Here is a 13,865-nt window from a genome sequence, read left to right as displayed (position 1 = left end):
CTTTTTTATATTGTCATTACTGTGCCAGCAAATGGCCAACCAGTTCATGGCGCCAGCCTTGCAGCAGCATCGGCTTGTCGGCCCGGGCGCGCTCTTCGTCGCTCATGCGCCAGCTCCAGGTGAAGTACTGGTGAATGATCTTCTTGCTGGCAACCAGCTCGGGCGGAATGTTGCTGGCCTTGGCCTTATCTTCCACCATCCCCTTGATGCGTTTGAGTTCAGCCTTGTACTGGGGGTAGTCCACCAGCCGGCGAATGGGCTCGGGCCAGCTGTCAGGATCGCTCTGCTGGGCCGCGGCCACGATATCCAGCATCCGTTTGCCGTGGATCTTGATCTCGATGGGGGCCAGCCCTAGCTCGTTCAGATCGCGCAGGGAGGTGGGTCTGCGCTCCGCCACCTTGAACAGGTGCAGCTCTTTGACCACGAAGTTGAGGGCCAGATCACGGCGCACTGCCTCTTGCTGACGCCAGGCGGCCAGCTCACGCAAGATCGCCAGCTCACGACGCCCCAGTTGCCAGGCATTGACGATGTCGAGATAGGCCTGGCGGGGATCGCTGGTCTGGGTCTTGCGGGCGGAGTGGTTCTGGCACTCCTGCTCGAACCAGGCGAACTTGCCGCTCTCATGCAGCTTGGCCATCACCTTCTCGTAGAGTGGCAGCAGATAAAACACGTCGGCCGCTGCGTACTCGAGCTGACGGGGAGTCAGCGGGCGCGCCAGCCAGTCGGTGCGGGCCTGATCCTTTTCCAGCTCCACCGCGAGAAACTCGTTGACCAGGGCACCAAAACCGACCGATACCCCGTAACCCAGGAAGGCGGCAGCCAGCTGGGTGTCGTGCATCTGGTTGGGCAGATGGCCCGCCTGATGCTGGATAAGTTCCAGATCTTCACCGGAGGCGTGCAAGATCGCGATCTGCCCTGCCCGGCCGAGCCGTTGCCAGAGGGAAGAGAGATCCAGCGTCAGCGGATCCAGCAGTGCCAGATGCTCACCGTCATAGATCTGGAACAGGCCCAGCTGGGGATAGTAGGTGCGGGTGCGAACGAATTCAGTATCGATGGCCAGGGGAACGTCGGCCAGGGAGGCGAGATACTGATCCAGTTCGGCTTGCTGTGAAATGAGTTGATAGTGCATCTGTGCCTGCGCGTTGATCAGGGCCAAAAGAAAAAACCGTGGGCTGACCCACGGTTTTGCATAACGACGGCATGCTGCTTGGCAGCGCCACGCCGGTTACTGCTTGGCAATCTCCTCGTCGCGCAGCACGCGGCGCAGGATCTTGCCCACATTGGTCTTGGGAAGTTCGTCACGAAATTCTACCAGTTTCGGCACCTTATAGGCAGTCAGATGTTTGCGGCAGTGAGCAATTATCTCGTCTTCCTGCAGCTTTGCATCTTTCTTGACCACGAAGATCTTCACCAGCTCGCCGGAGACCTTGTGTGGCACGCCGACGGCGGCCACTTCCAGCACTTTCGGGTGCAGCGCCACCACGTCTTCAATTTCGTTCGGATAGACGTTGAAGCCGGAGACCAGGATCATGTCCTTCTTGCGATCGACAATCTTGAAAAAGCCCTGCTCGTCGCACACCGCGATGTCGCCGGTACAGAGCCAGCCATCCTGCATCACCTCGGCGGTGGCTTCCGGCCGCTGCCAGTAACCGCTCATCACCTGCGGGCCGCGCACCTGCATCTCGCCGGGTTTGCCAAGCTCGTGGATCACCTGGCCTGCATCATCCACCAGCCGAATGTCGGTAGAGCAGACCGGCAGGCCGATGGAACCGTTGTAGTCGAGCAGATCATAGGGGCAGACGCTCACCAGCGGCGAACACTCGGTCAGGCCGTAGCCTTCCAGTAGCGGCGTATCGGTCAGCCCTTTCCACTGCTCGGCCACCGCCCGCTGTACCGCCATGCCACCACCGATGGTCAGCTTCAGGCGGGAGAAGTCCATCGACTGGAACTCGCCATTGTTGACCAGCGCATTGAACAGGGTGTTGACCCCGGTGATGCAGGTAAATGGGTACTTTCTGATCTCTTTGACAAAGCCCGGGATGTCGCGCGGGTTGCTGATGAGCAGGTTGTAACCGCCGATGCGCATGAACAGCAGGCAGTTCACGGTCAATGCAAACACGTGATAGAGCGGCAGCGCGGTGACCACGAACTCCTTGCCCCGTTCCAGCATGGGGCCGTATACCCCGAGGCACTGCTCGACGTTGGCGATGAGATTGCGGTGAGTCAGCATGGCCCCCTTGGAGAGGCCGGTGGTACCGCCGGTGTACTGCAGGAAGGCCAGATCGTCGTTGTTGATCTCGGGTTTGATGTACTGCAGATAGCGGCCTTTTGCCAGCGCCTGGCGCATGGTGCTGGCGTGGGGCAGATTGTATTTGGGTACCAGCTTCTTGACGTATTTCACCACGAAGTTGACCAGAGTGCCCTTGGCCAGACCCAGGTTGTCGCCCATGCGGGTCAGGATCACGTGCTTGACCGGGGTGTCGTAGACCACTTTTTCCAGGGTATGGGCAAAGTTGGAAACGATGACGATGGCCTTGGCACCGGAGTCCTTGAGCTGATGCTCCAGCTCGCGCGGGGTGTAGAGCGGGTTGACGTTGACCACTATCATGCCGGCACGCAGGATGCCGAACACCGCGATGGGGTACTGCAGCAGGTTGGGCATCATCACGGCGACCCTGTCACCCTGACTGAGCTTGAGCTCGTTTTGCAGGTAGGCGGCAAAGGCGCGGGACTGCTCTTCGAGGCGACGGTAGGTAATGGTCTGCCCCATGTTGACGAAGGCAGGCTGGTCGGCGAATTCGTTCACCGACTCTTCAAACATTTCGACCAGGGAGCTGTATTGGTCTGGATTGATCTCGGCGGGCACCCCTTCTGGATAACGCTTCAGCCAGACTTTTTCCACGAACTTCTCCTGCATAACTAGCACCTGTGCGCTCACTGTGTTGCCTCCGTCCCTGTTCACATCCATTTCAAGCAGTTGTTTTAAGCTCATACTCTAATGCCGCCCATATTTACATAGGGCAACATCAATTAACAGCAAATTAACAACGGAAAAATGTGAGGGAGAAGACAAACCTGGAATTATTGAAAGCCGTCGATTCTACCGAATTTCACAAAATTTTTCGATACAAACCGCGGTCTCTGCCGAATTTTCCATATGAAAATGGTGGTTTCCCGCCAAAACGACCCGCTCTATCTGGGCAAACGCGGCATGACGCTGTTGCCAGTGTGCCTGCAGGCTGGCAAAACCCTCTGCGCCGGCGATAAACAGCACAGGGCAGCGGATGGCCCGGATCAGCGCCAGGGCCTGCCCTTCGCTCATGCGCATGGGGGAGAGATCCCGCAAACGGGGATCGCTGCGCCAGTGCCAGCGCCCTGCCCGCGCTTCCAGCTGCCGCTCGCAGATGAGGCGTGCCGAACCCGGGTCAATGTCGGCTACCTTGCAGCGCGCCGCCACCGCTTCATCGATGGACGCAAAGCCCTGGGAGGCTCGCTCGCGGGTACGACTGCGATTCAGGATGGCGCGGCGCAGCTGCTCCGGCACTGCCTCGTCGGGTTGGCTGAGAGGCCCGAGCCCCTCCAGCAGGATGAGTCGCTCCACCTGCCCGGGGAAGACCCCGGCATAGGCGGAGGCGATCAAGGCCCCGAGGGAGTGACCAAGCAGCGTGAATGCCGTCCAGCCCGCCGCCTGAGCGATCTGGTAGAGATCGTCCAGCCAGTCGACGAAAACATAGGGCGTGCTCTTGTGATCCGAGTGACCGTGCCCCGGCAGATCGATACAGACCAGCTGAAAGTGGGTTAGATAGGGGGCTAGGGGCACAAAGCTCGCACTGTTGTCGAGCCAGCCATGCAGCGCAACCAGCAAGGGTTTGCTCGTTTGCTCACCCGGCACTGGCTGACTCTCAAGCAAGGCCACCCGGCGGCCATCGGCCAGGGTCAGGAAGCGCTCCTGCAGCACGGTCTTCACTCCCGGTCCTAGCGGCGCAGCGGCCGTCTCGGCCAGTAGGGATCATAGAAGGGGTCGTAGAAGTAGGGATCCACATAGCGAACCTCCACCTCCTTGACCGGCGGCCACAGCTTGCTGCCCGTCACCTTGAGCACCGAGAAGCGGTATTTGTGCTCGCCTATCTGGCTGTCGAGCGGCTTGTCGATGGTGCCGAGCACCGTCAGGCTGCGCCCCTTGGCATAGAGGGTCGGGTCGACAAAGCCCTGCATGATGGCCAGAAAACGGCCGGGGCTCTGTTCGGTCTGCTCCGGCACCCCGTTGGACTTGAGCGGCAGATAGACCACCTCGATGACACTCTGATCCGCCTTGTTGTGTACCGCCGAGATGACCCCGCTCCAGCGGGCCGGTTTGCCCTCCAGGCCGGCAAGGGCCGGCTGGTAGGCCACCAGCTGGTTGGCGGGCTCATAGGCCAGCTCTTTCGGGACCGAGCTGCAGGCACCGAGCAAGAGCCCTGCGGCCCCGATCACCATTGCACGCTTCAACATGTCACGCTCCTCTGGCCGGATGAAACCGGCTGTCAACCACCCGCAATGGGGCATGTTCCCACTGACGTGAGCGACATGCCTGCCACTCTCGCCCTTATTCGCGACCCGGCAGCTTCTTCCAGGTCACCTTGTCACGCAAATAGACCGGGGTCGCCTGCTCCACCGCCACCGCCTCGCCCGCCAGCCAGGCGCTGCGCGCCAGCGGCAGCATGTCCAGCGCCGCCGGGAAGCGCACCTGACTCACCGCCAGCTCATCGGCAAGGCCACTCAAAATTTCGCCATAGGTTTCAAAACCGGTACCGACGCAGGTCACTCGACCCGCCAGCTTGCCACGGACGTCAACCAGTGCCGCCGGGTCGCTCACCACCTCGTCGCCCACCAGCTGCATGCGGCCGTCGATCAGCTCATAACGACCGAAATAGACCTCGTTCATCCGCGCATCGATGGCAGTCAGCACCTGTTCGGCGCCATCCAGACGATGGGCACCTTGCGCCATGGCGGCCAGGGTGGAGATGCCGATCAGCGGCACGCCGGCCCCAAAGGCCAGGCCCTGCGCCACACCGATGCCGATGCGCACCCCGGTAAAGGAGCCGGGACCACGACCAAAGGCGATGGCATCGAGCTCATCCAAGGTTATCCCGGCGTCGTCCAACACAGCCTGAACCATGGGCAGGATCTTGCGGGTGTGATCCCGCGGCGCCTCCTCCCAGCGGGAGAACACCTGCTCCCCCACCAGCAAGGCGGCGGAGCAGGCTTCGGTGGCGGTATCAACGGCCAGGATCTTCAACTCGTTCATGCTTTCCAATCTCTATAAAATCAGTCAATTACATAATCTGCAAGCAGACAGTGCCAGCAGTTTTTCAAAATGTTGCAAGGCTTGCCCGGCCACGCCAGGGCAAACGCGATCACCGCCCGGAAAGCGCCTGCTGCTCGAAGAAATTCCCCAGCATCGCCAGCTCTCGGGTCCGTGGAATGGCGGGCAGACTCTTGATGAAGGTGGCGCCGTAGGGCTTGTTGACCATGCGGGGATCACAGATAACCAGTACTCCGTGATCACCGCGATCACGGATGAGCCGCCCCACCCCCTGTTTCAAGGCGATCACCGCCTTCGGCAGCTGGATATCGGCGAAGGGATCGCCGCCCCTGAGCTTGCAGTCATCCACTCGCGCTTTAAGCTGTGGATCATCGGGGCTGGCAAACGGCAGCTTGTCGATGATAACACAGGAGAGCGCCGCCCCCCGCACGTCGATCCCCTCCCAGAAGCTGCTGGTCGCCACCAGCACGGCGCGGCCATTCTCAACGAACGCCTTGAGCAGCCGCTGCTTGTTGTCCTCTCCCTGCAGCAGGACGGTGCGCCCAATCTCCCGGCGCAGCACCTCGGCCACCTGGCGCATCACCTGATGGCTGGTACAGAGAAAGAAACAGCCCCCCGGCGTCTTGTTGATGAGCGGGATCATCAAATTGGCCAGCTGCTCGCCGCGGCCGAAGGCATTGGGCTCGGGCAGAAAGCGCGGCACGCACAACCGTGCCTGCTCGCCATAGTCGAACGGGCTGTCGAGAATAAGCTCGGCGCTCCCGACCAGTCCCAGCTCGGCTTTGAAGTGATCAAAGCGCATGTCCACCGTCAGGGTGGCCGAGGTAAACACCCAGGCGACCTCGGGGCGCAGCACCTCGGCGCCAAAGCGCTCAGCCACCGACAGCGGGGTCAGGTTGAGGGTAAAGTGCAGCCGCGAGCAGTCGTACCAGTAGGATAAACCGGTCTGGTTGATGGCCAATACCTCTCCCAAGCGGGTGCGCAGCTCACTGATCCGCTCGAAACAGTGATCCAGCTGCTCGCCGCGCCCGAGCGCCAGTTTCAGCACTTCATAACAGAGTCCGAGGGCATCGTTGAGGCGGGCCAGTGCCTGGCCCCAGAGCGGTTGGCGCAGCATGTCACGGGTATTGCCGCGCCCACCATCCACGCCGAAAGCGAGCCGCAGATCCTGACTGGCGATGGCGAGCCGGTCGGCCGCCTTGCCGAGCTGGGCCATGTCGTGAGCTTCGGCCCGATAGGCGAGCTGGATATCTTGCGCCAGATCCAGGATGGTGCGGCTGCCCACCGATTTGCCGAAGTAGTTGGTGGCAATCTCGGGCAACTGGTGCGCTTCGTCAAACACGTAAACCTGCGCTTCGGGCACCAGCTCGCCAAATCCGGTGTCTTTGACCGCCATGTCGGCGAAGAAGAGGTGGTGGTTGATCACCACCACCTGGGCATCCATGGCACGGCGGCGAGCCACCACCAGATGGCAGTCGTCGTAATAGGGGCAGTCGCGACCGAGGCAGTTTTCATTGGTGCTGGTGACGTGCGCGAGGATCTCGGCGTTCTCCTGCAGCCCCGGAATATCCCCCACGTCGCCGTTGTCGGTGGCGGTGGACCAGGACTTCACCTTGACCAGGTCATTGAGTACTTCCGGTTTTTGCAGGTGGGATTCGCTGAGCAGCCGGTTCATCCGCTCGATGCACAAATAGTTGCTGCGCCCCTTGAGCAGGGCCACCGGCGGGGTATAGGAGAGCGCCCCCGTGATGGTAGGAAGATCCCGGTAGAAAAGCTGCTCCTGCAGGTTCTTGGAGCCGGTGCTGATCACCACCCGTTTGCCGGATTCCAGCGCCGGCACTAGGTAGGCGTAGGTCTTGCCGGTACCGGTGCCCGCCTCCACCAGCAAGCGACCATGCTCCTTGATGGCACGCGCCACCGCCTCGGCCATCTCCAGTTGCGGGGCACGGGCTTTGAAGCCGTCGATATGGCTGGCCAGAGGGCCGTCTGGCTTGAACAGGGTCTGGATGGTCAAAAGGGCGTCCCGCAGCAAAAGGGGGCATTATGCCAAAAGTGTGGCAAAAGCGGGACTGATTCTGCGCCTACGCCTAGACGAAGAGATCGATCTGGTGATCGGGATCCGGCTTGTGATCATCCTCTTCAGGTGCTGGCTGATCACGTTTGGCCGATGGATAGGGCTGCTGGCGCTGCTGGGAGTCACCGTTGTCAGTGCTGGTCTTGCGCAGCTGATGCTTCTGGCTGATCTGGGTCACTTCCCGCTTGATGTCGTCACTGCTGGGGGCAGCCGGTGCCCGGGGCAGAATGGGGAATAACAGGTCCTGACTGGGCATGATGTCGCCTCCTCTGGCTCACCTTGTCTAGTTATCGACCAGAAAACCGTTTTCTCAACTTTAATCGACCAAATCACATTTTCAGGTTGCTTTTTCCGTCAAGGCAGGTAGTTTAAATCGGGCGTCAACTACGACATCTTATTTGTAAAGGATTAATTACATGCAGTTCACCAGCCTGAAGACTCATCACCACCATCATCCCGAATAGTCTTTCAGGAGGTTGACTGCTGGAAGACACTTAACTGGTGACTTCCAAAAGGACCGCAAGATTCATAAGCCCTCGGAAGCACTGACTTCCGAGGGCTTTTTCGTTTTTGACTAGAAGGAAATCGAGCAATGGAAACACAACGTCTGCGCATCGCCATGCAAAAATCCGGTCGTCTGAGCCAGGACTCCCAGGCCCTGTTCAAGAGCTGCGGCCTCAAGATCAACCTGCGCGAACAGCGCCTCATCGCCCATGTCGAGAACATGCCCATCGACATCCTGCGGGTACGCGATGACGACATCCCGGGACTGGTGATGGAAGGGGTGGTCGACCTTGGCATCATCGGCGAGAACGTGCTGGAAGAGGTGCAGCTCATTCGCGCCTCCCAGGGCCAGCCCTTTGCGGTCAAAACTCTCAAGCAGCTCGACTTCGGCGGCTGCCGCCTCTCCCTGGCGGTGCCGGACGACGTCACCTACACCGGGCCACAGAGCCTCGCCGGCAAGCGCATCGCCACCTCCTACCCGGGGCTGCTCAAGCGTTTCTTCGATGAAAAGGGGCTCGGCTTCAAGAGCGTGATGCTGGGCGGCTCGGTGGAAGTGGCGCCGCGCGCGGGCCTGGCCGATGCCATCTGTGATCTGGTCTCCACTGGCGCGACTCTTGAGGCCAACGGCCTCAAAGAGGTGGAAGTGATCTACCGCTCCAAGGCGGTACTGGTGCAGGCGCCCAACCCCTTGTCCGATGCCAAACAGAAGATCATCGACACCCTGCTGCCCCGCATTCAGGGGATGCAGCAGGCGCGCGAGAGCAAATACATCATGCTGCACGCGCCCAAGGACAAGCTCGATGCCATCACCGATCTGCTGCCGGGCGCCGAGCGTCCCACCATCATGCAGCTGGCGGGTGAGACCAACCAGGTGGCGCTGCACGTCGTCTCCAGCGAGACCCTGTTCTGGGAAACCATGGAACAGCTCAAGGCCCTCGGCGCCAGCTCCATTCTGGTGCTGCCCATCGAAAAAATGATGGAATAAGGAAGGGACATCATGCAGACCCTGATCTGGAAGACCCTCTCCCCCGCCCAGCAGGCCGACGTGCTGACCCGGCCGGCCCTGAGTGACGAAGCCGACATCGGCGCCGTGGTACGGGAGATCATCGCTGCGGTGCGCAGCCGGGGCGACAAGGCCCTGCGCGAGCTGAGCCAGCGCTTCGAGCGCGCCCCCCGTCAGCAACTGCAAGTGAGCGACGCCGAAATCGAGGCCGCCTGCGCCCGGCTGGGTGACGACATCAAGGGCGCCATCGAGGCGGCCATCGCCAACATTCGTACCTTCCACGCCGCCCAGGTGCAACCCGTGGTGCGAGTGGAGACCCAGCCCGGGGTGGTGTGCGAGCTGCGCACCCAGCCCATCAGCCGGGTCGGCCTCTACGTACCGGGGGGCAGCGCGCCGCTCCCCTCCACCGTGATGATGCTGGCCATTCCGGCCCGCCTGGCTGGTTGCCGTGAAGTGGTGCTCTGCACCCCGTCCCCGGCCAGCGACGAGATCCTGTTCGCCGCCCGCGCCTGCGGGGTCGAGAAGGTGTTCGCCATCGGCGGCGCCCAGGCCATCGCCGCCATGGCCTACGGCACACAGAGCATCCCCAAGGTGGACAAGATCTTCGGCCCGGGCAACGCCTATGTGACCGAAGCCAAGGGGCAGGTTTCACGCGACTGGCGCGGCGCCGCCATCGACATGCCCGCCGGCCCCTCCGAGGTGCTGGTGATCGCGGACGACAGCGCCAACCCGGCCTTCGTGGCGGCGGATCTGCTCTCCCAGGCCGAGCACGGCCCCGACAGTCAGGTGGTGCTGGTGACCACCTCGCCGCTGCTGGCCGACGCCATCAACGGCGAGATCAAACGCCAGCTGGCCAAGCTGACTCGCCGCGATATCGCCGCACAGGCGCTCGGCAGCAGTCTGGTGATCCTCTGTGACGAGCTGGCAGAAGCCTGCGCCATCTCCAACGCCTACGCGCCGGAGCACCTGATCGTGCAGACCCGCGCCCCCCGTGATCTACTGGCTCAGCTTGAAAATGCCGGCTCCATCTTCCTGGGAGCATGGACACCGGAATCGGTCGGCGATTACGCCAGTGGCACCAACCATACCCTGCCCACCTACGGTTATGCCCGCACCTGTTCGAGCCTGGGCCTCGCCGATTATCAGCGCCGCTACACGGTGCAGGAGCTGAGCGAGCGTGGCATTCAGGGCCTTGGCCCCATCGTCGAGCGCATCGCAGAGGCCGAGGGGCTTGATGGCCACAAGAATGCCGTCACCCTCAGGTTGAACGCCCTGGCCGCCACGTCCCAACAAACAGCACAGCAGAAGGATTTGTCATGAGCATTGCCAACTTGGCGCGCCGCGTGGTGCGGGCCCTCACCCCCTATCAATCCGCTCGCCGCATCGGCGGCAAGGGCCACGTCTGGCTCAACGCCAACGAGGCGCCGCTGGCCTATCCCTTCACCATCGAGGGCAGCCGTCTCAACCGCTACCCCGAGTGCCAGCCGGCCGAGGTGGTGAATGGCTATGCCGCCTACGCCGGGGTCAACCCCGATCAGGTGCTGGTGAGCCGCGGTGCCGACGAGGCCATCGAGCTCTTGATCCGCACCTTCTGCGAAGCGGGTGAAGATCAGATCCTCATCTGCCCGCCCACTTACGGCATGTACGCCATCAGCGCCGAGACCTGCGGCGTCGGCATCGTCGAGCAGCCACTCACCGCCAGCCGCCAGCCTGACTGGCCCGCCATTGCCGATCGCCTGTCCGACGTGAAGCTGGTGTTCCTCTGCTCCCCCAACAATCCCACCGGAGATCTGGTGGGCCGCGACGGCCTCATCGCCCTGCTGGAGAAGGCGCGGGATCGCGCCATCGTGGTGGTAGACGAGGCCTATATCGAATTCTGCCCCGAGGCGTCCGTGGTGGACCTGCTGGCCCGCTTCCCCAATCTGGTGGTGACCCGCACCCTCTCCAAGGCCTTTGCCCTGGCGGGGATCCGCTGCGGCTTTACGCTGGCCAGTCCCGAGGTGATCGCCATGCTGGCCAAGGTGATCGCCCCCTATCCCATCCCCGAGCCCATCGCCCAGATCGCGGCGCAGGCCCTCTCCCCCATGGGACTGGAGCTGATGCAGGAGCGAGTGGTGGAGCTCAACAAGCAAAAAGCCGCCTTCAAGGCCGCGCTGGCAACCCTGCCCTGCGTGAAGGAAGTGTTCGAGGACAAGGGCAACTTCGTGCTGGTGCGCTTTGTGGATGGCGCCGCCGTCTTTGCCGCCATGAAGGCCGCTGGCATCATCTTGCGGGATTTCTCGACCAAGCCTGGTCTGGACAACAGCATTCGCGTCACCATCGGCTATCAGGGCGAGATGGACGCCGTGCTGGCGGTATTGCGTGACCTGCCCTCTCCCTCTTTTTAAGACAAGGATGTAGCGATGAAGACCCCGTTTTTGTTTATCGACCGCGACGGCACCCTGATTGAAGAGCCAGTGACCGACAAGCAGGTGGACAGCCTCGCCAAGCTGCGCTTCGAGCCCATGGTGATCCCGGTGCTGCGCGAGTTGCAGGCCGCCGGCTACGTGCTGGTGATGGTGACCAACCAGGACGGGCTGGGCACCGCCAGCCTGCCGCTAGAGAACTTCCAGCCCCCCCACGACCTGATGATGCACCTGTTCGAATCGCAAGGGGTGTACTGGGAGCAGGTGCTGATCTGCCCGCACTTCCCCACCGATGGCTGCAGCTGCCGCAAGCCCCACCTCGGGCTGGTGAAGGAGTATCTCGCCTCCGGTCGTATCGACTTTGCCAACTCCTTCGTGATTGGTGACAGACAGACCGATCTGCAGCTGGCCGACAACATGGGCATTCGCGGTATTCGCTACCATCCGCAGGATCACGACTGGCTCGCCATCCGTGATCAGCTGCTGTCCAAGGGGCGCGTGGCCGAGGTGGAGCGTTACACCAAGGAGACCCGCATTCAGGTTGCGGTGGATTTGGACCCTTCTGCCACAAACAAGAGCGGCGGCAACCAGATCGCCACCGGCATCGGCTTCTTTGATCACATGCTGGATCAGATAGCGACCCACGCAGGTTTTCGGCTCAAGCTCAAAGTGAGCGGCGATCTGCACATCGACGATCACCACACGGTGGAAGACGTCGGGCTGGCCCTGGGTCAGGCGCTGCGCCAGGCCCTTGGCAACAAGCGCGGCATCGGCCGCTTCGGCTTCGTGCTGGCGATGGACGAGGTGCAGGCGGTGATCGACGGTCGCCCCCGCCTGGTTGACGGCGCCAATGACAGTGCCCAGGCCCCCTCGCTGACCGAACTGGACGTGGCCACCGCGCTCGACTTGAGCGGCCGCCCCTACTTCGTGTTCGACTGCCCGAGCGGTTTTGGCCGCGACAGCGTGGGCGAGATGGCCACCGAGATGGTGCCCCACTTCTTCCGCTCTCTCTCGGACGCCATGGCCATCACCTTGCAGATGAAGGTGGGCAGCGGCAACACCCACCACCAGGTGGAGGCGCTGTTCAAGGGCTTTGGCCGCGCCCTGCGCCAGGCCATTCGTGTGGAAGGGAGCGAGCTTCCTTCCAGCAAGGGAGTGCTGTGATGGATGTGAGCAAGCAGAAGCTGGTCATTATCGACACCGGCTGTGCCAATCTGGCCTCGGTGCGCATGGCATTCGAGCGCCTCGGCGTGCAGCCGCGGGTCTCCCGCGAAGCTGCCGACATCGAGCGAGCGGACAAGCTGATCCTGCCCGGCGTCGGCACCGCGGTGGCCGCCATGAAGAATCTCAACGAACGGGGGCTGGTGCCGCTCATTCGCGCCGCCAAGCAGCCGCTGCTGGGTTTTTGCCTCGGCATGCAGATGCTGGCGGAGGCGTCCGAAGAGAGCATGGCGGCCGATGGCAAAACCCATGCCTTGATCGATTGCCTTGGCATAGTACCGGGCAGGATCAAGCTGATGGAGGTGGGCAACCTGCGCCTGCCCCACATGGGCTGGAACCAGATTGAGCACGACGAGACCCATCCTCTGCTCAAGGGGATCCCGAGCGGCAGCTACTTCTACTTCGTGCACTCCTATGCGCTGGAGGTAACCGAAGCGACGCTGGCGACCTGTGACTACGGCAAGCCTTTCACCGCCATCGTGGGCGGGGTTGCAGAGCACAGCAATTTCTTTGGCGCCCAATTCCACCCGGAGCGCTCCGGCGCAGCCGGTGCCCGCCTACTGCAAAACTTTTTGGAGCTGTAACAAGGATGATTATCCCAGCCATTGATCTGATTAACGGCCAAGTCGTGAGGCTCTATCAGGGCGACTACGGCCAGAAGACCGCCTACAGCGACAGCCCGCAGGCCCGCTTCGACGAATATGTTTCCCAAGGGGCGGTGCAACTGCACCTGGTGGACCTTGACGGTGCCAAGGATGCCAAGGCACGCCAGCTCCCTCTCATCGCCCAGCTGCTGTCGGCCACCGAAGCACCGGTGCAGGTGGGGGGTGGTGTGCGCAGCGAGCAGGATGTGGCAGATCTGCTGGCCGCCGGTGCCAGCCGGGTGGTGATCGGCTCCACCGCCGTCAAATCGCCGGATCTGGTGGCCAGCTGGATGGAAAAATACGGCCCCGAGCGCATCGTGCTGGCGCTGGACGTCAACATTGATGCCCTGGGCAATCGCCATATTGCGGTGGCCGGCTGGCAGGAAAACAGCGGGGTGACCATCGAGGCGCTGATCGAGCGCTTCCTCCCTGCCGGGCTCAAGCACGTGCTCTGCACCGACATCAGCCGTGACGGCACCCTCTCAGGCACCAACGTCGAGCTCTACCGGGATCTCTGCGCCCGTTATCCGAGCGTCGGTTTTCAGGCCTCTGGCGGCATTGGCGGCATCGAAGACATCGAGGCGCTCAAGGGTTCAGGGGTCAAGGGGATCATCCTCGGCCGCGCACTGCTGGAGGGCAAGTTCTCGGTAGGGGATGCCATCGCCTGCTGGGGGAATGGCAGCCTGTAAGCAAGCCGCAGCATCGCCAT

13 protein-coding genes and 1 other annotated feature are annotated in these 13,865 nt (G+C 62.2%); of the genes, 6 read left to right on the top strand and 7 right to left on the bottom strand.

Annotated features, from left to right (window positions below; translation table 11 throughout):
• Positions 1-16: 16 nt before the first annotated feature.
• The 7 genes from rnd to ACB032_RS05545 all read right to left on the bottom strand — a co-directional run bounded on the left by rnd (position 17) and on the right by ACB032_RS05545 (position 7,635).
• On the bottom strand, positions 17-1,129 hold the full coding sequence (gene rnd / locus ACB032_RS05575; RefSeq protein ID WP_323965035.1) for a ribonuclease D: 1,113 nt from the start codon (positions 1,127-1,129) through the stop codon (positions 17-19).
• 96 nt (positions 1,130-1,225) lie between these two features.
• Positions 1,226-2,902, bottom strand: a complete 1,677-nt coding sequence (gene fadD / locus ACB032_RS05570) for a long-chain-fatty-acid--CoA ligase FadD (RefSeq protein WP_011706061.1) — start codon at positions 2,900-2,902, stop codon at positions 1,226-1,228.
• 198 nt (positions 2,903-3,100) lie between these two features.
• Positions 3,101-3,967 carry an alpha/beta fold hydrolase gene (locus ACB032_RS05565; RefSeq protein WP_371137530.1) on the bottom strand — a complete coding sequence of 289 codons (867 nt, stop codon included), beginning with the start codon at positions 3,965-3,967 and terminating at the stop codon, positions 3,101-3,103.
• A gap of 8 nt (positions 3,968-3,975) precedes the next feature.
• Positions 3,976-4,491, bottom strand: coding sequence for a Slp family lipoprotein (locus ACB032_RS05560; RefSeq protein ID WP_042067362.1), 516 nt, complete (start codon positions 4,489-4,491; stop codon positions 3,976-3,978).
• 94 nt (positions 4,492-4,585) lie between these two features.
• Positions 4,586-5,287, bottom strand: a complete 702-nt coding sequence (gene tsaB / locus ACB032_RS05555) for a tRNA (adenosine(37)-N6)-threonylcarbamoyltransferase complex dimerization subunit type 1 TsaB (RefSeq protein WP_371137529.1) — start codon at positions 5,285-5,287, stop codon at positions 4,586-4,588.
• 109 nt (positions 5,288-5,396) lie between these two features.
• On the bottom strand, positions 5,397-7,319 hold the full coding sequence (locus ACB032_RS05550) for an ATP-dependent DNA helicase (protein ID WP_371137528.1): 1,923 nt from the start codon (positions 7,317-7,319) through the stop codon (positions 5,397-5,399).
• A 73-nt stretch (positions 7,320-7,392) separates the two neighbouring features.
• The gene (locus ACB032_RS05545) at positions 7,393-7,635 is read right to left on the bottom strand and encodes a hypothetical protein (RefSeq protein ID WP_011706055.1); all 243 of its coding nucleotides are present in this window, start codon (positions 7,633-7,635) and stop codon (positions 7,393-7,395) included.
• 183 nt (positions 7,636-7,818) lie between these two features.
• Positions 7,819-7,943: a sequence feature (His leader region), on the top strand.
• Positions 7,944-7,971: 28 nt separating this feature from the next.
• Here ACB032_RS05545 and hisG point away from each other — a divergent pair.
• From hisG to hisA, 6 genes are read left to right on the top strand one after another with little or no spacing between them, the layout of a single operon-like run.
• Complete coding sequence (gene hisG / locus ACB032_RS05540) at positions 7,972-8,868, top strand: ATP phosphoribosyltransferase (RefSeq protein WP_017408376.1); 897 nt, start codon at positions 7,972-7,974, stop codon at positions 8,866-8,868.
• 12 nt (positions 8,869-8,880) lie between these two features.
• Positions 8,881-10,206: a histidinol dehydrogenase gene (gene hisD / locus ACB032_RS05535; RefSeq protein WP_371137527.1), complete on the top strand. Its 1,326-nt coding sequence runs from the start codon at positions 8,881-8,883 to the stop codon at positions 10,204-10,206.
• A complete protein-coding gene (hisC, locus tag ACB032_RS05530) occupies positions 10,203-11,273 on the top strand; it encodes a histidinol-phosphate transaminase (protein ID WP_241417882.1) in 1,071 nt (356 codons plus the stop codon). The genes hisD and hisC overlap by 4 nt, the downstream gene beginning before the upstream one ends.
• Positions 11,274-11,288: 15 nt before the next feature.
• Positions 11,289-12,455, top strand: a complete 1,167-nt coding sequence (gene hisB, locus ACB032_RS05525) for a bifunctional histidinol-phosphatase/imidazoleglycerol-phosphate dehydratase HisB (RefSeq protein ID WP_371137526.1) — start codon at positions 11,289-11,291, stop codon at positions 12,453-12,455.
• Positions 12,455-13,096, top strand: coding sequence for an imidazole glycerol phosphate synthase subunit HisH (hisH, locus tag ACB032_RS05520; protein ID WP_139749014.1), 642 nt, complete (start codon positions 12,455-12,457; stop codon positions 13,094-13,096). The genes hisB and hisH overlap by 1 nt, the downstream gene beginning before the upstream one ends.
• Before the next feature lie 5 nt (positions 13,097-13,101).
• Positions 13,102-13,845 carry a 1-(5-phosphoribosyl)-5-[(5-phosphoribosylamino)methylideneamino]imidazole-4-carboxamide isomerase gene (gene hisA, locus ACB032_RS05515; protein ID WP_201905550.1) on the top strand — a complete coding sequence of 248 codons (744 nt, stop codon included), beginning with the start codon at positions 13,102-13,104 and terminating at the stop codon, positions 13,843-13,845.
• Positions 13,846-13,865: the final 20 nt, after the last annotated feature.

This window comes from Aeromonas sp. S5(2024), from assembly GCF_041403025.1.
Lineage (GTDB): Bacteria > Pseudomonadota > Gammaproteobacteria > Enterobacterales > Aeromonadaceae > Aeromonas > Aeromonas hydrophila.
The sequence above is the reverse complement of the archived record's forward strand: the minus strand, read 5'-3'. Positions and strand labels throughout refer to the sequence as shown.